Below are 17,878 nucleotides of genomic sequence, written 5' to 3' on the forward strand. Positions count from 1 at the left end.
CTCATCCGGAGAGAGCCGACGTCAGGCAGCGACGCCTTTCAGGATCGCGTCGAAGCAGGGGCGGGGGATGCGGAAGAAGCCGCGGCCGCCGGCGAACGTCCGATAGTGCGGACGTGCCATCGCGAGCAGGCGCTCGTACCATTCGTTCGCGGTGAGCCCGGCCGGCTTCTCGCCGATCGAGTTGATGTCCGAGTTCGGAAAGAAGCGGACGTGAATCAAAACCTCTTCGGTGGCGGCAGCGGGGGCGATGTGGCTCGCGGCGTCCGTGACGGGTAGTGCTCGAGCCAGATTGTCTCTCGCCATTCTCGTATCTCCTTGTGTCGTACCGACGTCGTTGTCGGCGGAATGATCATCAGCTTGGTCCGGCAAGCCTCGTCCCTCCGAGCTGATCACATCCCGTACAACGCTATATCCACAAGGATATAACGTATGTCATCGGACCGCAGGTGTTTGGCTCCGCAAAGATCGTTGGTCAGGCGGCGCGCTGTCTTTGATCTAGGTCAATCGACGTCCGGTTCTGGAGCCTCCGGCGCGACACGATAGACCTGACGCTGTGGCTCCTCGTCTTCGCGCCGGCATGCTTCCGCTCCTCCGACAATCATGTTCTCGGCGATCGCGCGCCCCTCCGGACGCGCATCCCGCAAGGTCGGCTCGACTGATGAATGCCGCGCCGGTCCTCGCGACCTGAGCCGCTACGCCACGCACCGGGCAGCGCCGACCTTGGTCAGGATGCCATCCAGCGTGTCGATCATCGCCGCGATTTCGTCCCGGGTCACGTTGAGCGCCGGCATGAAGCGCAACGCATCCGGACGCGGCGCGTTCAGCAGCAGGCCGAGCTCGAAGGCATGCGCGACGATCGCCGGCGCGATCGGCCTGATCACGTCGAGCGCGAGCAACAGACCACGGCCGCGTACTTCGCCCAGGCCGTGCCTTGCCGAGATGCGCTGCAACTCACTCTCGAGATAGATCCCGTTGTCCGCGACAGCCTTGAGAAACTCCGGCTTCTCGATGACGTCGAGCACAGCAAGTCCCGCCGCGCACATCAGGGGATTGCCGTTGAAGGTGCCGCCCTGATCGCCATGCTCGAAACAAGACGCCGCGTCGGTCGCGAGCAGGGCGGCGAGCGGGACACCACCGCCGATGCCCTTGCCCAAGGTCATGATGTCCGGGAGGACGTCGGCATGCTCATAGCCGAACAGCTTTCCGGTGCGGCCCATTCCGGTCTGGATCTCGTCGACGATCAGCAGCAGACCGTGCTCGGCGGTCAGCGCCCGCAAATGCTGCAGGAACTTGTCCGTCGCGGGCCACACGCCGGCCTCACCCTGGATCGGCTCCAGCATGATCGCGACCGTCTGGTCGGAGATCAGCGCCTCGACCGAGCCGATGTCGTTCAGGCGCGCCTTGGGAAAGCCAGGCACCTTCGGCTCGAACAGCGGCTCGAACGCCTTCTTGCCAGAAGCCGACATCGTCGCCAGGGTGCGGCCGTGGAAGCCGCCCTCGAAGGTGATGATCTCATACGCGCCGTTCTTGCGCAGGGCGCCGTATTTGCGCGCGAGCTTGATGGCGCCTTCATTGGCTTCGGCGCCCGAATTTGTGAAGAATACCTGGTCGAAGCACGAGCGGTCGACCAGTGCTTTGGCGAGTTGCAGGCTGGTATCGTTGAAATAGGCTGGGCTCGGCGTGATCAGGCGCGCCGCCTGGCTGGCGAGCGCGCTGGCAAGCTCCGGCGGCGCATGGCCGAGCGCGTTCACGGCCCAGCCCTGGATGAAGTCCAGATAGCGCTTGCCGTCGTCGTCCCATAGCCAGGAGCCCTTGCCCTGAACGAAGACGGTGCGCGGACGCGCCGTGATCTCCATCAGAGCGTCGTAGGGATGGGAGGCGGTCAGCATGTGCAATCTCCTGTGCTCAGGGGGAAACGGTGGGCCAAAAAGCGAGAAGGCCGCTCCTTTGCGGGAGCGGCCTTCTCGAAAACCTGGAGCTGATGAGCTAGCTGATCAGCAACGTCTTCGGACATGGCGCGCCCCGGCATCGTCACGGCGGTGACGACGGCAAACGGCGGCGCGGCGGTTGGTCCGGTTGAAGATCATGCGGCGGCCATACAGGCAAATCGCAACCGGTGTCAAGATGCCGGCCTGCAGGCTGCAATACGGGCCGCTGCTCCGGGAAGCGGCGAGGGAAGCGCCGGCCGGTGCGAAGGTCGCACGATCCAATCTCGGGTCTCGCGCTTTAGTGACAACTTTACCAAACATTTAGCGGCTGCGTTTACTTTGCCGGGCAGCTTGAAAATGCAAGCGCTCAGGACGAGCGATGTCGAACCCCCATCTCACGATCGCCGAAGAAGTGCAGGCGGCCATAGCCACCGGCTCAGCCGACCGCTGCTCCGGCGTGGCCGAGCGGGTGGCCGCCCTGTTCGTCGCCTCGGCCGGCAGCCTGGATATCGAGCAGCACGCGCTGTTTGCCGACGTCTTCGAGCGTCTCGTCAACACCATCGAGCTGCGCGCGCTGGCCGACGTCGGTGCCCGGATCGCACTCGCCGAACTCAGCGCCCAGCTTGCCCCGATCCCGCAGGCGCCGGCCGGCGTGATCCGGCGGCTGGCCTATCATGACGACATCGCCGTCGCGGGGCCGGTGCTTTCGGAATCGCCGCGGCTGAGCAGCGAGGATCTCGTCGAGATCGCGCAGACGCGCGGCGAGAAGCACCTGATTGCGATCGCCGGGCGCTGGTGGCTGCAGGAGATCGTTACCGATGCGCTGCTCGCGCGACGCTATCCGAGCGTGAGCCGCCAACTGATGAGGAATCCCGGGGCGCGGGTGTCTCCCGCCGGATTCGCCGCCATCGTGGCACAGGCGGCTGGAGATGCGGAGCTCACGGTCGCGGCCGGCATCCGCGCCGATCTGCCGGCAGCCTTGCGCAGGACCCTGTTGCAGCGCGCGACGGAGGCGGTGAGGGCGCGGCTGCTCGCGTCGGCGCCGCCGCATCTCTACGAAGAAATCCGCAGCGCCATTTCAGCGGCCACGGTCGACGCCGAGCGCGACATGTCGCGAAACCGCGATGGTGGCAGCTCCAAGGTGGCGGTTGGCCAGCTGAAGCAGGGCGGAAAGCTGACCGAGGCCGCGCTGCTGGAATTTGCCCGTCAGCGGCGCTACGGCGAGACGATCGCGGCCATCGCGGAGCTCGCGAAATGCAGCATCGAGCTGGTGCGGCCGCTGATGCAGAGCCTGCGCAGCGACGGCATTCTCGTGCCGTGCAAGGCCGCTGGACTGAGCTGGGTCACGGTTGCGGCCATCCTCGACAGCCGGTTCGTCTCAGGTGCAACGCCTCCCGACGAGCTGACCAAGCTCAAGAACAAATATCTCGAACTGAAGCAGGACGAGGCGCTTCGCCTGCTGAAGCTCTGGTCGGTTCGCACCACGGGCTCCTCGCACTGAGGGGCAGTCCGCAGGTCCAGGACGCATCTCCTCGCCCGTCTGTAATTCCCCCGAGTTCCCGGCGGCTGGCCCGAGACGCGACAGAGCCGCGCTAGAAACCCGCGACCGTCCCGTGCAGGTCGTATTCGTCGGCACGCTCGATCTTGACCGTGACGATCTCGCCGACACGCAGCGGCCGGCGGCTGGACAGATAGACGGCGCCATCGATGTCAGGGGCATCAGCCTTGGTGCGGCCCTTGGCGACGCTCGGCCCGACCTCGTCGATGATCACCTGCTGACGCGTTCCAACCTTGCGCTTGAGCCGGCGTGCCGAGATCTTCTGCTGGCGGGCCATCAGGGCGTCCCAGCGCTCCTGCTTGACCGCGTCCGGGACTTGGTCGGGCAGGGCGTTGGAGGTCGCGCCGGCCACCGGCTCGTATTTGAAGCATCCGAGCCGATCGATCTCGGCCTCATCCAGCCAGTCCAGCAGATAGGCGAAATCCGCGTCCGTCTCGCCGGGGAATCCGACGATGAAGGTCGAGCGCAGCGCAAGGTCGGGGCAGGCTGTCCGCCAGGCTTTGATCCGGTCCAGCGTCTTGTCCTGCGCCGCCGGGCGGCGCATCGCCTTCAGGACGTTCGGGCTGGCATGCTGGAATGGGATGTCGAGATAAGGCAATATCTTACCGTCTGTCATGAGGCCAATCACCTCGTCGACATGCGGGTAGGGGTAGACGTAATGCAGCCGGACCCAGGCGCCGAGCTCACCGAGCTCGCGCGCCAGATCGAGGAAGCGCGCCCGGACGCTGCGGTCCTTCCAGGCGCTTTCGGCATATTTCAGGTCCAGCCCATAGGCCGAGGTGTCCTGCGAAATGACCAGCAGCTCCTTGACCCCGGCTGCGACCAGCCGCTCGGCCTCGCGCAGCACGTCGGCCGCGGGGCGCGACACCAGATCGCCACGCAGCTTCGGGATGATGCAGAAGGTGCAGCGGTTGTTGCAACCTTCGGAGATCTTCAGATAGGCGTAGTGCCGGGGCGTAAGCTTGATGCCCTGCGGAGGAACCAGATCGAGATGAGGGTTGTGCGCAGGCGGCGACGCGCGGTGTACGGCGTCCAGCACACTCTCATACTGCTGCGGGCCGGTGATCGACAGTACGCCGGGATAGGCCTGCTCGATCTGCTCCGGCTCGGCGCCCATGCAGCCGGTCACGATGACCTTGCCGTTCTCGGCCATGGCGGAGCCGATCGCCGACAGGGATTCCTGCTTGGCACTGTCCAGGAACCCGCAGGTGTTGACGATGACGACGTCGGCGCCGTCATGCTTCCGGGCAAGCTCGTAGCCCTCGGCGCGGAGACGCGTGATGATGCGCTCGGAATCGACCAAGGCCTTGGGACATCCGAGCGAAACAAAGCTGATCTTGGGCGCCGAACCCTGCTGCATCTTGGAACTGCCTGATGAGATAGGCGTCAGCTAGTCCGAATTGCCCAGAAAGACAAGGCTTTGACGCGGCCACGTCCATGCTATGGGTGAGGGCCCGGACAACCTGGTGATCGATGAGCGCCGAGCAATCGCCTAAAATCGTGATCGTCGACGAAAGCCCGATCCGCGCGGCCATCCTCGAGGAAGGCTTGCGGGAAGCGGGCTTTACCGGCGTCGTGCATGTCAGCGAGATGCAGGGGCTCCTGGCGCGCATCTATGCCCTGGATCCGGACGTCATCGTCATCGACCTGGAGAACCCGAGCCGCGACGTGCTGGAGCAGATGTTCCAGGTCAGCCGCGCCGTCCGCCGGCCGATCGCGATGTTCGTGGACCAGAGCGACGCAGCTTCGATCCAGGCCTCGGTGGAGGCGGGCGTCTCCGCCTACATCGTCGATGGCCTGAAGAAGGAGCGGATCAAGCCGATCCTCGACCTCTGCATCTCCCGCTTCAATGCGTTCTCCAAGCTTCAGGACGAGCTGGAGCGCGCCAAGTCCGCGCTCGAGGACCGCAAGGTGATCGACCGCGCCAAGGGCATTCTGATGAAGATGAAGGGCTTCACCGAAGAGGAAGCCTACGTGCTGTTGCGCTCCACAGCCATGCGCGAAAAGAAGAAGATCGGCGAGATCGCACAATCGATCCTGACCGCCTCGGAGATGTTGAAATGACTGGCCCGCTTCGCATTGGCTTCATTCCGCTGGTCGATGCCGCGGCGCTGATCGTCGCCGTCGATAAGGGCTTCACGGCCGCGGAGGGGCTCGACGTCACCCTCGTCCGCGAGGTCTCCTGGTCGAACGTCCGCGACAAGCTCAACATTGGCCTGTTCGATGCCGCGCATCTGCTGGCACCGGTGGCCATTGCGTCCAGTCTTGGTATCGGCCACGTCAAGGTTCCGATCGTCGCGCCGTTCAATCTCGGCGTGAATGGCAACGCGATCACCGTGACGCCGGCGCTGCATGCGGCAATCATGGCCCACCTCGAGGGTGATCGTTTCGACCCGATGGCGACGGCGCTGGCCCTGGCGCGCGTCGTCGCTGAACGGCGCAAGGCCGGCGCCGAGCCGCTGACTTTCGGCATGACGTTTCCGTTCTCGACCCACAACTATCAGTTGCGGTTCTGGATGGCCGCAGGCGGCGTCGACCCCGATGAGGACGTCCGCCTCGTGGTGCTGCCGCCGCCCTACATGGTGGAGAGCATCGCCAACGGTCACGTCGACGCGTTCTGCGTCGGAGCACCGTGGAACTCGATCGCGGTCGATCTCGGCATCGGCCATATTCTCCACTTCGTGTCTGACGTGCTGGTGCGCGCGGCCGAAAAGGTGCTGGCGGTCAGGCAGAGCTGGGCTGACAAAAATCCCGGCGCCCTCGCCGGCCTGGTCCGCGCCTGCGCGAAGGCCGCCGATTTCATCGAGCAGAACCATGGGGAGGCCGCGCGTATCCTGGCCCAGCCGGAGCGGATCGGCGTCGATGCGGAGGTGCTCCAGCGTACGCTGGACGGCCGCCTCAAGATCTCGCCGGATGGCACCTTCCGCGAAAGCTCGCGCTATCTGCTGGTGGGCCGGGAAGAAGCGGGACGGCCCGAGAAGATCCAGGCGGCATGGCTGTATGCCCAGATGGTGCGGTGGGGCCAGACTCCCCTCAGCAATGAAGCCCTGGGCACCGCCATGGGCGTGTTCCGGCCGGATATCTACGACGCGGCGATGGGCACGGCCGCGGTCGGCACGGATGCCGCCATCGGCGCGTTCGCTGGTCCGCCTTTTGCGGTGGACGACGTGATCGGCCATCTCAAGGCATTCAAGATCGGCCGCTGGACGGCCTGATCCACCGCTCCGATCAGGGTCTGGGCACCGGGCGCCGCCGACCAATTTTTGGGCGGCGTGCCCGTATTTCGGGGCCTGAGCCTGACAACGCGCCTTCATCGATTCGGGCAGCGACCTGATTCTTCGCGCTTTTCCTTGATTTGTCCCGCTGGCACGCAACTTGAATGTTGCGGTGCAGTCGGCCGCCGCAGACGCCGCTGACTGCAATCCATGTCGGATTTCCGCAGCAACGAAGCTGGTCGGATCGCTCACCTGAATCAGGCCATACCGGCCGGTCGGACGATGCGATCCTCATCCCATTCCCGAACGCCAATCGCCCTGGCCGCTGGAGCTTCGTCCGCCATCATGAAAATCGAATCGTTGTCAGTCGACTTCAACGACGAGCAGAAGCGCTATCTCGAAGGGTTGGCCGCGGGCCTCAAGGTCACGCTCGCAGGACGCGGCCAGGGTGGCGCGCCGACAGCAAGCGAGCCGACCGGTCCGGACGCCATCCACATCAAGGCGCAGGACAAGGTGATCGCGTCGGGACGGAAGCTCGCCGACCAGGAAAAGGTCAAGCGCGAAGGACATCCGTTCGATGCCTACGAACGGCTGAAGGAGCAGGCGCGCAACGATGCCGCGCCATCCACGGCCGACAATTTCCGTTGGCGCTACTACGGCCTGTTTCACGTCGCTCCGGCGCAGGACTCCTACATGTGCCGTCTGCGCATCCCCAACGGCATCCTGAAGCATTGGCAGTTGACCGGCCTCGCCGATCTCGCCGACGAGCTTTGCGGTCCCTACAGCCACGTCACCACGCGGGCAAACCTGCAACTGCGCGAAATCCCACCCAGGCACGCGGTCATGCTGCTGGAGGGACTCTCGGATCTCGGTCTGACCGCTCGCGGCTCCGGCGCCGACAACATCCGCAACGTAACGGGAACGCCAACCGCGGGGATCGATCCGCAGGAATTGCTGGATACGCGGCCCTATGCGCGCGAATGGCATTTCCACATCCTCAACGACCGCTCGCTGTACGGCCTGCCACGCAAGTTCAACGTCGCTTTCGACGGTGCCGGGCAGATCGCGGCGCTCGAGGACACCAACGACATTGCGTTCTCGGCGGTCGAGGTGAAGGACGGATTTGGGGTTGCGCCCGGCGTGTGGTTCAGACTCGGCCTCGGCGGCATTACGGGACACAAGGATTTTGCCAAGTCGACCGGCATCATCGTCGAGCCGGAGCGGGCGACCGAGGTGGCTGACGCCATCGTGCGGCTCTTTATCGAGACCGGCGACCGCACCAATCGTCTCAAGGCGCGGCTCAAATATGTGCTCGACAACATGGGGCACGACAAGTTCATGGAAGCCGTCGAGACGAGGCTCGGCCGCAAGCTTGCGCGCGTGCCGGACGAGGCGCTCGAGCCGCGACCCGACTCCGACCGCATGGCCCATGTCGGCGTGCACCAGCAGAAGCAGCAGGGGCTGAACTGGATTGGCGTCGTGCTGCCGCTGGGCAAGCTGACCACGGATCAGATGCGCGCGCTTGCCAGAATCGCAGCGGATCTCGGCGACGGCGAGATCCGGCTCACGGTGTGGCAGAACCTGCTGTTATCGGGCGTCCGCGACGACAAGGTCGCGCTGGCCTGCGCCGCGGTCGAGCAGATCGGACTGTCGGTCAAGGCCTCGCACATCCGCGCCGGACTGATCGCCTGCACAGGCAACGCCGGCTGCAAGTTCGCAGCATCCAACACCAAGAAACATGCGGCCGAGATCGGCGACTGGTGCGAGAGCAGGGTGGACGTCGACACGCCGCTGAACATTCATCTCACCGGCTGTCATCACTCCTGCGCCCAGCACTACATCAGCGACATCGGCTTGATCGCGGCAAAGGTGCCGGTTGGTGACGGCGACGACACGGTCGAAGGCTATCATCTGTTCGCCGGGGGTGGTTTCGGCCCTCAGGCCGATATCGGCCGCGAGGTCTATCGCGACCTCAAGGCGGCGGATGCGCCTGTAACCGTCGAGAAGCTGCTCAAGGCCTATCTCGCCCATCGCGCCTCGCCCGAAGAGACCTTCCTCTCGTTCGCACGCCGTCACGACGGCGAAGCGCTGCGCAATCTCGCCGAAGCCCAGACCTCGTCGCAGGTGTCAGCATGAACCAGATCACGCCCATGCCCAACATCGATATCATTCCTCCGACGGCGCCATTTTCCGAGGCGCAGCGCTCGTGGCTCAACGGCTTCCTGGTCGGAGCGCTCGGTCTAGACGGCTCGACAGCATTGTCGCCGACGCAGAACGGCGCTGTGCTCGCGCCCGCAGGCGACGGTGATGACGGCGAGGCGCCATGGCACGATCAGACCATGCCGATCGCCGAGCGCATGAAGCTGGCCGAGGGCCGTCCGCTGCGCCGGCGCATGATGGCAGCCATGGCGCAGCAGGACTGCGGCCAATGTGGCTACAATTGCAACGACTATTCGGATGCGATTGCCGGTCGCAGCGAGGCGCGGCTGAATCTGTGCGTCCCCGGTGGCAAAGAAACCGCGCGGATGTTGAAGGCTCTTTACGAGGAGATCGACACGGCTCCGGCGGCCGCCAAGCCCGCTGCTGCCGCGCCGGCCACCGTCTCCGTCGTCGTCAGCGAGCCCGGCCGCTCGCGCGACAATCCGGTCGAGGCGACGTTCCTGTCGCGGCGCCTGCTCAACAAGCCGGGCTCGGAGAAAGAGACCTGGCACATCGAGTTTGATCTGGGAGAGAGCGGGCTCGACTACGTCGTCGGCGATTCCTTCGGCATCTTCGCCAAGAATGATCTCGGCCTGGTCGACCAGATCATCGCGCTGCTCGGCGCCTCGCACATGACCGAGGTGAACGGCAAGCCGCTGCGGCAGTGCCTCTTGGAGGATGTCTCGCTGTCGCCGGCACCGGATTCGCTGTTCGAGCTGATCTCCTTCATCACCGGCGGCGCGACCCGCGAGAAGGCGCGGCAGCTGGCGCAGGGCGAGGATCCCGATGGCGACGCGGCGACGCTCGATGTGATGGCAGTGCTGCAGAAGTTCTCCGGCGTCCGGCCGCATCCGGAGGCCTTCGTCGAGGCGTTGGAGCCGCTGCAGCCGCGGCTCTATTCGATCTCGTCGTCGCACAATGCCACGCCCGGCAAGCTGTCGCTGACGGTCGACTGCGTCCGCTACGTCGTTGGCAAGCGCAAGCGGCTGGGACTTGCCTCGACGTTCCTGGCCGAGCGGATTAATCCCGGCGACAAGCTGCGCGTCTATGTGCAGAAGGCGCATGGCTTCGCGCTGCCGGCCGATCCCAAGACGCCGATCATCATGGTCGGCCCCGGCACCGGCGTTGCGCCGTTCCGCGCCTTCCTGCTCGATCGCAGGGCGACCGGCGCGCCGGGCAAGAACTGGCTGTTCTTCGGCCATCAGCGCAGCGACTGCGACTTCTTCTACGCCGACGAGCTCAACGCCATGAAGACCGCGGGCCTCTTGACGCGGCTGTCGCTGGCGTGGTCGCGCGACGGCGACAAGAAGTTCTACGTCCAGGACCGCATGCGCGAGGTCGGCCGTGAGGTGTGGACCTGGCTCGCCGACGGCGCCCACCTCTACATCTGCGGCGACGCCAAGCGCATGGCCAAGGACGTCGAGCGCGCCCTGGTCGACATCGTCGCCCAGTTTGGTGCCCGGTCCACGGATGAGGCCGTCAGCTTCGTTGCGGACCTCAAGAAGAAGGGCCGGTTCCAGCTCGACGTCTACTGAGCCGGAACCCGATGGAGAATATTTCTCGGTCGGAACACCGATCGAGAATTTTTTGGTTCCAAGCGGACCCGAAACAGGGGGCTTGTCGTTATTTCGCCGGTTGCCTTGCACCCGGCCGCGGGAACGCTTTTCTCATGGCCGGAACTTCAGGAGACCGGCCATGCGGACGATATCGACGCCCCTGCGACACATGCCCCAGGCCCGCGCCATTCGCGAGCGCGGCACCGCGGTCGCGCTGGTAGCCTTTTATAGCGCGCTGGCGCTGATTGCCGCGATCACCTTGGGCATGCCCTCCACGCATCCGTTCTGATCACACCGCCGAGCTGAACGGCGCGACCGTGATGCCCGCCGCGTCGAGTGCCTTGCGGACCTCGCGTGCGATCTCGACGGCGCCGGCTGTATCGCCGTGGATGCAAACGGTGTCGGTGCGCATCTTCATGACCTTGCCGCTCACTGAAATCACGGCGCCGTCCTGAACCATTCGCACGACGCGCTCCGCGATCTGCTTGGGCTCGTGCAGCACCGCGCCGGGCTTGCTGCGCGACACCAACAGTCCATCGTCGCCATAGGCGCGGTCGGCAAACACCTCGTGAGCCATCCTCAGATTGGCCTTCTCGCCCGCGGTCACCAGCTTGGAGTTGGCGAGCACGACGAAGATCAGGCTGGGATCGACGGCCTTGATCGCCTTGGCGATGGCGTTCGCCGTCATCTCGTCCTCGCAGGCGACATTGGACAGCGCGCCGTGTGCCTTCACATGCGTGACCTTGTGACCGGCCGCGGTGGCGATCGCCTGCAGGGCGCCGATCTGATAGGCGACGAGGTTCTCGATCTCCGAGGATTTCAGCCCCGGCATCGGACGCCGGCCGAAACCGTGCAAATCGCGATAGCCGGGATGCGCGCCGACGCTGACGCCTTTGGCCTTCGCCATCTCGACCGTCCGCCGCATGATGTCGGCGTCACCGGCATGAAAGCCGCAGGCGACGTTGACCGATGTCGCCAGCTCGATCATCGCGACGTCATTGCCCATTTCCCACGGGCCGAAGCCTTCTCCGAGGTCGCAGTTCAGATCGACGGTGCTGGTCATGTCAGGGTCCGCTCGTTGATGGGTCCGAAGCAACGTGAGATGTGATCAAACTAATCGGGAGTGACTCCAGGCCAAGTGGTGGCGTCGGTTGCGCTGACGGCATGACCGGCCACATTGGCCGTGAGCAGCGCATCGACGTTGAAGTCCCTGCTCGCGATCGCGGTGACGCGGCCGGGCAGGCTGCGCAACAGGTCCTTATAGCGGCGCAGCTCGGCCTGTGCCTCGACCATGCTCACCGCCTTGAAGCGGAACGGCGTGCCGGCGGGCGTCTGCGCCAGGCGGCCGAAATCGGTTGTGATGACGGTCGCGATCTTCGGATAGCCGCCGCTGGTGCCGCGGTCCGACATCAGCACGATCGGCGAACCATTGCCGGGCACCTGGATGCTGCCGTCCACGGTGCCGTCCGAGACGATGTTGTGACCGTGCAGGTGGCGGATCTGCGGCCCCTCGAGCCGATAGCCCATGCGGTCGCTGGTCGCCGAGACCATCCAGTCGCTGCCGAGGAACAGCGCTTTCATCTCGTCGCTGAACTCGTCGTCCTGCGGCCCCATGACGACTCGAATCGCGCCGCTAATTTTCGGCAGATCGATCCGCAGTTCCGGCGCGTCGCCGGCGGGTGCGACCTCGAACACGTCGCCGGCCTGGAGCGGCCGCGGGTAGGGACTGCCAAGTCCAGCGCGTGCATTCACCGAGAGACTGTTGAACATCGGTTCGCCGGCGATGCCGCCTTCGACGGCGAGATAGGTGAAGGAGCCGCCGCGAGCAAAGCCGAGCGTGAGTTCCTCTCCGTCGTTCAGCGTCACCGACGTGTTGATCTCGACCTGCCGCTTGGCAACATCCGCCGGTCGTTGCGCGCCCGCGAGCGCCACGCGCACCGCGCCGCCCTTCGCCGTGAAGGTCGCGCCGAACGGGCCGATCTCGATCGCAGCCGCCATCGGCTCATTGCCGACGAGGCTGTTAGCTGCGGCCAGCGCCAGCTTGTCCATTGCACCGGACGGTGTCAGCCCGTAGCGCTGCGCGCCGAAACGCCCGCCATCCTGGACCGAGCTTGCCGGGCCGATCTGTGAGACGACGAGCGTGCTCATGCGGCGATCCGCTCGGCAATGAGCTCGCCGCTCTCGGCGGCGCGCTCCTGCTCGGTGAAGGTCTTCACGTCAACGGCGTAGAAGCTGACCTCGTCGCCAGGCTCGAGCAGGAAGGTCGGGTCGCGATGCAGTTGAAACGTCCGCATCGCGGTGCGGCCGAGCAGGTGCCAGCCGCAGGGGCCCGCAAGGCATTGGATGCCGGTCTGGATGCCGCCGATGGCGATGATGCCTGCCGGCGTCGAGAGCCGCGGATTCTGGCGGCGCGACATCTGCAGCGTGGGATCGAGACCGGACAAATAGGACCAGCCGGGGGTAAAGCCGATCATTGCGACGCGATAAGTTCTGGCGATATGGCGCGCGACGACTTCGTCCGGCGTGAGACTCAACGCCTTCGCGACATCCTCGAGGTCGATGCCATTCTCTCCGCCATAGCAGACAGGAACCCGCCAGCGCCTGACCTCGCTGTCCGGCGCGAGCGACCCGGCCGACAGCGCCAACAGCCTTGCCCCGAGCGTGTCGTGGTCGATGACGTCAGCATCATAGTGCACGAGCAGCGAACGATAGGTCGGCACCGTCTCCGTGATGCCCTCGATCCCGGCCGCTGCCACTGCATGGTCGAGCGCCAGGACGCGGCGGTTGGCGATCTCGTCGATCGTCCGGCTGAACTCGACGGTGACGGCGCTGTCGCCGCTGGGCAGCAGGCGGGGAGGTGGAAAGGGATCGGCCATGAGTCCGAAGTGATCCGCGTTGATGGTCCCTGATCTAGCTCGTTTCGATCGCAAGTGGAATTGGGTCAAAGGCAAAAAGTCTCGAAAATTCAATAAATTAATCGGATGCTCGGCGATAAGAAGACTTTATCGGATGGGCGCAAGCCCCGCATGCGCTGGACGCACCGAGCATGCCCTTGACGCCGCCTTCGTCGCTCGCAAGATGCGCCTGCTTTTTCCGCCAGCCTGTTTGGAGCGCCAGTCTCAAGATGTCCCTCACCCCCGAAGCCATCGCCACCCTGTCTCAAGTCACAACCGCGACCATCACGACGGTCTTGCTGAAGAAGGGGTTGCGCAATGTCTGGCTGCGCGGCGCCAAGCCGCTGCGCCCGGGACAGAAGCGGCTGGTCGGTCCCGCCTTCACGCTCCGCTTCGTGCCGGCGCGCGAGGATCTGGCGACGCCGGAATCCTGGTCGTCGCCGATCTCCACCCGCACCGCGATCGAGGCCATGCCCGAAGGCTGCATCGCCGTGGTCGATGCGATGGGCGTCAAGGACGCCGGCATCTTCGGCGACATCCTCTGTGCCCGCATGGTCAAGCGCGGCGTCACCGCGCTGATCACCGACGGCGTGGTGCGTGACCTCGAAGGCGTGCTCGGCACTGGGCTTCCGGTATGGTGCGACGGCTACGCGGCGCCGCCTTCGGTCGCCGGCCTGACCTTCGTCGGTTGGGGCGAGGCGATCGGCTGCGGCGGTGTGGCCGTGTTCCCGAACGACGTCGTCGTGGCCGACCAGGACGGTGCGGTGCTGATCCCGCAGGCGATGCTCGATCACGTGCTCGCCGAGGGCCCCGAGCAGGAACGCATGGAGGCCTGGATCGTCGACGAGGTGAACAAGGGCGCGGTGCTGCCGGGTCTCTATCCGATGAACGCCGAGACCAAGGCGCGTTACGCCGCGTCGAAGAAGTAGTTCACGGCCCCGATCAATCGACGGCACAGATTCAGGAAAGGCAGAACAATGGTCGAAGTCTATCTCGCGGGCTCTCGCCCCACCCGCCGCGCGGCGGCGGAAAGCTTTACGGGCACGGTCTGGCAGGATCCGATCATCACGCCACAGGCTCCGGCTCGCGTCGCCTCGGCGCGTGTCGCGTTCGAGCCGGGTGCTCGCACGGCCTGGCACACCCATCCCCTCGGGCAGACGCTCTATGTCATCCAGGGCGTCGGCCGCGTGCAGGCCAAGGGCGGGCCGGTGCGCGAGATCAAGGCCGGCGACGTCGTCTGGATTCCGCCGGGCGAGAAGCATTGGCATGGCGCAGCGCCGACCACCGGCATGGTCCACGTCGCGATGCATGAATCGCTCAATGGCGAGCACGTGACGTGGATGGAGCACGTCACCGACGAGGAATACGCCACCCAGGTCGGCTGAAGCTGAGCAGCCCCCGAGATCAGTTCGAGCGCGCGGTCGCAGGGCCGCGCGCTTTTCATTTGAAAGAGCGTCGACCGCAGGCGCGGCGCTCAGTTCACCCGCGTCCAGGTCTGGCCGCCGCAGAACATGCCGCCGAAGGCGCAGCCCTGCACGCGCAGACTGTCCATTCCCTTCAGCGCGATGGTCGAGTCGTAGGTGCTGCCGCTGTTCGGATCGAAGATGCGGCCGGTCCACTTCTTCTCCTGCGTCTTGTCGCTCGGACGCATGTTGATCAGGATCTGCTCGCCGTTCTGGTTGGTCTTTGCGTCCACGGCGTAGCCGCAGAGATTGGTGCCGCAGGGCTCGATGCGGATCTGGCCCTCCTTCTCCTCGGTCAACCAGATGCCGACCGGCGAGTTGGGATCGCGACCGGCGGTCTGCGCCGCAGCGGGCGGCGCGGCTGCGGTGGTCACGGCAGGCGTCTGGGCTGGGCGCGGTGGCGGCGGCGCGGCGGCAGGAGCCGGAGCCGCAGCAGGTGCCACAACGGCCGTCGCAGCGGCTGGCGGCGCAACCGGTGCCGCGGCGTTGGCGGCCGGGGCCGCTTGGACGGGAGCAGGCGCAACCGGCGGGGTCGCCGGTACGGCTGCCGTCGGAGCTGGTGCGGGAGGAACAGGGGCTGGGGCCGCGGCGGCCGGAACCTGCGGCTGCGGGGCCGGCGTAACGGCCGCCTCGGCTGGCGCCTGGGCCGGCTTGTCCGCGCCGGGCTGCGGCCTGGCCGCCGGATCCGGATCGCGCTTGGTGCGCTTGGTCTTCTTCTGCTCGGTATTGTCGTAGACCCCGGGGATCTGCACGGTGCCGCGGTCGGGATCGATGCGGATCGTCTTGCCGCCGTATTCGATGACGTACTGCGCCTCGGCGGCACTGCTGGCCAGAACCAAAGCCACAACAGCCAACAGCCTCTTCATCCGTGTCTCCGCGATGTCGGTTGCTGATGTGAGCGAGCTCACGCGCAGTTAAGTCGCTGATGCGGCGTCCCCGGTTCAATGCGCGACCTGCTCAGAAATCGAGCGGCGCATTGTCGACGACCTCCTTCATCACGAAGAACGTGCGCGTCTGGCGTACGCCGGGCAGCGAGATCAGTTGGTCGCCATGCATCCGATTGAAGTCGTGCATGTCGCGGACGCGGATCTTCAGGAAGAAGTCGAAATCGCCGGCCACGAGATGACAGTCGAGCACGAATTTCAGCTTTCGGATCGCGGCCTCGAAGGTGCGAAAGCTCTCCGGCGTTGAACGGTCGAGCACGACGCCGACCAGCACCAGCGCGCTGCGCTCGACCTTCTCCGGCGCGATCTGCGCGCGCACGCTCCTGATGTAGCCGTCCTCGAACAGACGCTGGGTGCGGCGATGGCAGGTGGCCGGGCTGACATGGACGGCTGCGGCCAGGTCGGCATTGGTCATGCGGCCGTCCTTCTGCAGCAATTGCAGAATGCGCCGATCGACCCGGTCGAGATCCGGGGTGGAAGGTTCTTTCACATTTATTGTCATCTAAGGACGTATCTCTTGCCAAAGTCGAGCTTGGTGGACGTAAGCACGAAACATAGGAACGATAAAGAGAGCACCTTTCCCCGGCAATTTTGTATGTTTGGGGCGGCCCTTTCATCCACCCACGGAGAGACCCGTGCTTCGGCTCGACAAGTTCAAGAAGTATCCGCTGACCTTCGGTGCCACCCCGATCGAGCATCTGCCGCGGCTGACCGCGGCACTCGGCGGCAAGGTGCAGATCTACGCCAAGCGCGACGACTGCAATTCCGGCCTCGCGATGGGCGGCAACAAGCTGCGCAAGCTCGAATACATCGTGCCCGACGCGATCGAGTCGAACGCCGACACGCTGGTCTCGATCGGCGGCGTGCAGTCCAACCACACCCGCATGGTCGCGGCGACCGCGGCCAAGATCGGCATGAAGTGCGTCGTCGTCCAGGAGAGCTGGGTGCCGCACGAGGACGCCGTCTATGACCGCGTCGGCAACATCCTGATGACGCGCCTGATGGGCGCCGACAGCCGAATCGTGCCGGATGGATTCGACATCGGCATCCGCAAGAGCTGGGAGGATGCGATCCAGTCGGTGAAGGATGCCGGCGGCAAGCCCTACGGCATTCCGGCCGGCGCCTCCGTGCACAAGTTCGGCGGCCTTGGCTATGTCGGCTTCGCCGAGGAGGTGAGGGCGCAGGAAGCCGAGATGGGCATCAAGTTCGACTACATCATCGTCTGCGTCGTGACCGGCTCGACCCAGGCCGGCATGATCGTCGGCTTCGCCGCCGACGGCCGCGCCGACCGCGTCATCGGCATCGACGCCTCCGGCACGCCGGAGCAGACCCGCACCCAGGTGCGCCAGATCGTCGACAACACCGCCGAGCTCGTCGAGCTCGGCCGCAAGGTCCGCGACGACGAGATCGTGATCCTGAATGACTACGCCTATCCGGCCTATGGCGTGCCGAGCGCCGAGACCAACGAGGCCATCCGCCTCGCCGCCCGCACCGAGGCGATGATCACCGACCCGGTCTATGAGGGCAAGTCGATGCAGGGCATGATCGACCTGGTCAAGAAGGGCTACTTCCCGGAAGGATCGAAGGTGCTCTACGCCCATCTCGGCGGTGCTCCGGCGATCAACGGCTACAGCTACACGTACCGGAACGGGTGAGGGCGGTTTCGTCTTCCGCCGCCGCGTAGCGGTGGTCCGAGGTCCAACACCACATTCCGCTGTCGTCCCGGCCTTCGAGCCGGGACCCATAGCCGCCGGCGGTGCTGTTGTCGTCCTCTGCATCTCCGGCTGTGCCTCAAACTACGGCCTGTGAGTATGGGTCCCGGCTCAAGGCCGGGACGACACCGAATGTGTCGCGCGAGCGATCCACACATGACGTCGCCTTCTCGCGACGCGCCAGCGTCCGAGGGATCCATCAGTTCGCCCCTCTGAATGAAGAGGGTGCAGGGAATGCCGGGTGAGGGCCTCACCCATGGCCCGCCTGCAACAAGAAAAGCAGGCGGCAGTTACCACAGGATCAGCCGAACATCCGGCATTCCCTGCGCGACGGTCTTAACGGTAGAGTCGAGGAAGGGCGCGGTGGCTTGGGCCATTCGGCAACGCCCCGTTTCCCTTCCCCGCTCAT

17 protein-coding genes are annotated in these 17,878 nt (G+C 65.5%); 9 read left to right on the plus strand and 8 right to left on the minus strand.

What is annotated here, in order from left to right; translation table 11 throughout:
- Nucleotides 1-21: 21 nt before the first annotated feature.
- Nucleotides 22-303 (minus strand): hypothetical protein, encoded by a 282-nt coding sequence (locus QX126_RS28680; protein WP_315785391.1) that lies wholly within the window; start codon nt 301-303, stop codon nt 22-24.
- A gap of 389 nt (nt 304-692) precedes the next feature.
- Nucleotides 693-1,889 carry an acetylornithine transaminase gene (locus tag QX126_RS28685; RefSeq protein ID WP_315785395.1) on the minus strand — a complete coding sequence of 399 codons (1,197 nt, stop codon included), beginning with the start codon at nt 1,887-1,889 and terminating at the stop codon, nt 693-695.
- A 418-nt stretch (nt 1,890-2,307) separates the two neighbouring features.
- Here QX126_RS28685 and QX126_RS28690 point away from each other — a divergent pair, with 418 nt between their 5' ends.
- Nucleotides 2,308-3,429: a DUF2336 domain-containing protein gene (locus QX126_RS28690; protein WP_315737921.1), complete on the plus strand. Its 1,122-nt coding sequence runs from the start codon at nt 2,308-2,310 to the stop codon at nt 3,427-3,429.
- Nucleotides 3,430-3,520: 91 nt separating this feature from the next.
- On the opposite strand, the gene rimO is transcribed toward QX126_RS28690, so the two are convergent.
- The gene (gene rimO, locus QX126_RS28695) at nt 3,521-4,846 is read right to left on the minus strand and encodes a 30S ribosomal protein S12 methylthiotransferase RimO (RefSeq protein WP_315785398.1); all 1,326 of its coding nucleotides are present in this window, start codon (nt 4,844-4,846) and stop codon (nt 3,521-3,523) included.
- A gap of 113 nt (nt 4,847-4,959) precedes the next feature.
- Between rimO and QX126_RS28700 the strand changes: the two genes are divergently transcribed.
- The 5 genes from QX126_RS28700 (at nt 4,960) to QX126_RS28720 (ending at nt 10,745) form a co-directional block, all read left to right on the plus strand.
- A complete protein-coding gene (locus QX126_RS28700; RefSeq protein WP_012044202.1) occupies nt 4,960-5,550 on the plus strand; it encodes an ANTAR domain-containing response regulator in 591 nt (196 codons plus the stop codon).
- Nucleotides 5,547-6,701, plus strand: coding sequence for a CmpA/NrtA family ABC transporter substrate-binding protein (locus QX126_RS28705; protein ID WP_315757453.1), 1,155 nt, complete (start codon nt 5,547-5,549; stop codon nt 6,699-6,701). The genes QX126_RS28700 and QX126_RS28705 overlap by 4 nt, the downstream gene beginning before the upstream one ends.
- Nucleotides 6,702-7,046: 345 nt before the next feature.
- Nucleotides 7,047-8,837 carry a NirA family protein gene (locus QX126_RS28710; protein ID WP_315772100.1) on the plus strand — a complete coding sequence of 597 codons (1,791 nt, stop codon included), beginning with the start codon at nt 7,047-7,049 and terminating at the stop codon, nt 8,835-8,837.
- Nucleotides 8,834-10,435: a sulfite reductase subunit alpha gene (locus tag QX126_RS28715; RefSeq protein WP_315785401.1), complete on the plus strand. Its 1,602-nt coding sequence runs from the start codon at nt 8,834-8,836 to the stop codon at nt 10,433-10,435. The genes QX126_RS28710 and QX126_RS28715 overlap by 4 nt, the downstream gene beginning before the upstream one ends.
- Nucleotides 10,436-10,595: 160 nt before the next feature.
- Complete coding sequence (locus QX126_RS28720) at nt 10,596-10,745, plus strand: hypothetical protein (protein ID WP_315757456.1); 150 nt, start codon at nt 10,596-10,598, stop codon at nt 10,743-10,745.
- Here QX126_RS28720 and QX126_RS28725 read toward each other — a convergent pair whose 3' ends face one another.
- The 3 genes from QX126_RS28725 to pxpB are packed head-to-tail and all read right to left on the minus strand — an operon-like array spanning nt 10,746 to nt 13,332.
- Entirely contained in the window at nt 10,746-11,519 is a 774-nt protein-coding gene (locus QX126_RS28725; protein ID WP_315785404.1) for a 5-oxoprolinase subunit PxpA, read from the minus strand.
- Nucleotides 11,520-11,569: 50 nt separating this feature from the next.
- The gene (locus QX126_RS28730) at nt 11,570-12,604 is read right to left on the minus strand and encodes a biotin-dependent carboxyltransferase family protein (protein ID WP_315785407.1); all 1,035 of its coding nucleotides are present in this window, start codon (nt 12,602-12,604) and stop codon (nt 11,570-11,572) included.
- On the minus strand, nt 12,601-13,332 hold the full coding sequence (gene pxpB, locus QX126_RS28735) for a 5-oxoprolinase subunit PxpB (protein ID WP_315785410.1): 732 nt from the start codon (nt 13,330-13,332) through the stop codon (nt 12,601-12,603). The genes QX126_RS28730 and pxpB overlap by 4 nt, the downstream gene beginning before the upstream one ends.
- A gap of 248 nt (nt 13,333-13,580) precedes the next feature.
- Between pxpB and QX126_RS28740 the strand changes: the two genes are divergently transcribed.
- Together QX126_RS28740 and QX126_RS28745 are read left to right on the plus strand one after the other, a co-directional pair.
- On the plus strand, nt 13,581-14,279 hold the full coding sequence (locus QX126_RS28740) for a ribonuclease activity regulator RraA (protein ID WP_315757460.1): 699 nt from the start codon (nt 13,581-13,583) through the stop codon (nt 14,277-14,279).
- Between the two features lie 48 nt (nt 14,280-14,327).
- On the plus strand, nt 14,328-14,735 hold the full coding sequence (locus tag QX126_RS28745; protein ID WP_315737931.1) for a cupin domain-containing protein: 408 nt from the start codon (nt 14,328-14,330) through the stop codon (nt 14,733-14,735).
- Nucleotides 14,736-14,824: 89 nt separating this feature from the next.
- On the opposite strand, the gene QX126_RS28750 is transcribed toward QX126_RS28745, so the two are convergent.
- Both QX126_RS28750 and QX126_RS28755 read right to left on the minus strand, forming a co-directional pair.
- Entirely contained in the window at nt 14,825-15,679 is an 855-nt protein-coding gene (locus QX126_RS28750) for a DUF2147 domain-containing protein (RefSeq protein WP_315785412.1), read from the minus strand.
- Between the two features lie 91 nt (nt 15,680-15,770).
- Entirely contained in the window at nt 15,771-16,247 is a 477-nt protein-coding gene (locus tag QX126_RS28755; protein WP_315774749.1) for an Lrp/AsnC family transcriptional regulator, read from the minus strand.
- Between the two features lie 145 nt (nt 16,248-16,392).
- Between QX126_RS28755 and QX126_RS28760 the strand changes: the two genes are divergently transcribed.
- Entirely contained in the window at nt 16,393-17,412 is a 1,020-nt protein-coding gene (locus tag QX126_RS28760; protein ID WP_315757464.1) for a 1-aminocyclopropane-1-carboxylate deaminase, read from the plus strand.
- The last annotated feature ends 466 nt before the right edge of the window (nt 17,413-17,878 follow it).

Origin of the sequence: Bradyrhizobium sp. SZCCHNPS1003, assembly GCF_032381555.1 — a bacterium.
Taxonomy (GTDB): Bacteria; Pseudomonadota; Alphaproteobacteria; order Rhizobiales; family Xanthobacteraceae; genus Bradyrhizobium.

Excerpts from the sequence above, each read along its gene's own strand:
- QX126_RS28685 (WP_315785395.1), bottom strand. The coding sequence starts at position 1,889 with ATGCTGACCGCCTCCCATCCCTACGACGCTCTGATGGAGATCACGGCG.
- QX126_RS28700 (WP_012044202.1), top strand. The coding sequence starts at position 4,960 with ATGAGCGCCGAGCAATCGCCTAAAATCGTGATCGTCGACGAAAGCCCG.
- pxpB (WP_315785410.1), bottom strand. The coding sequence starts at position 13,332 with ATGGCCGATCCCTTTCCACCTCCCCGCCTGCTGCCCAGCGGCGACAGC.
- QX126_RS28710 (WP_315772100.1), top strand. The coding sequence starts at position 7,047 with ATGAAAATCGAATCGTTGTCAGTCGACTTCAACGACGAGCAGAAGCGC.
- QX126_RS28730 (WP_315785407.1), bottom strand. The coding sequence starts at position 12,604 with ATGAGCACGCTCGTCGTCTCACAGATCGGCCCGGCAAGCTCGGTCCAG.
- QX126_RS28750 (WP_315785412.1), bottom strand. The coding sequence starts at position 15,679 with ATGAAGAGGCTGTTGGCTGTTGTGGCTTTGGTTCTGGCCAGCAGTGCC.
- QX126_RS28705 (WP_315757453.1), top strand. The coding sequence starts at position 5,547 with ATGACTGGCCCGCTTCGCATTGGCTTCATTCCGCTGGTCGATGCCGCG.
- QX126_RS28690 (WP_315737921.1), top strand. The coding sequence starts at position 2,308 with ATGTCGAACCCCCATCTCACGATCGCCGAAGAAGTGCAGGCGGCCATA.
- QX126_RS28680 (WP_315785391.1), bottom strand. The coding sequence starts at position 303 with ATGGCGAGAGACAATCTGGCTCGAGCACTACCCGTCACGGACGCCGCG.
- QX126_RS28715 (WP_315785401.1), top strand. The coding sequence starts at position 8,834 with ATGAACCAGATCACGCCCATGCCCAACATCGATATCATTCCTCCGACG.
- QX126_RS28740 (WP_315757460.1), top strand. The coding sequence starts at position 13,581 with ATGTCCCTCACCCCCGAAGCCATCGCCACCCTGTCTCAAGTCACAACC.
- QX126_RS28725 (WP_315785404.1), bottom strand. The coding sequence starts at position 11,519 with ATGACCAGCACCGTCGATCTGAACTGCGACCTCGGAGAAGGCTTCGGC.
- QX126_RS28745 (WP_315737931.1), top strand. The coding sequence starts at position 14,328 with ATGGTCGAAGTCTATCTCGCGGGCTCTCGCCCCACCCGCCGCGCGGCG.
- rimO (WP_315785398.1), bottom strand. The coding sequence starts at position 4,846 with ATGCAGCAGGGTTCGGCGCCCAAGATCAGCTTTGTTTCGCTCGGATGT.
- QX126_RS28720 (WP_315757456.1), top strand. The coding sequence starts at position 10,596 with ATGCGGACGATATCGACGCCCCTGCGACACATGCCCCAGGCCCGCGCC.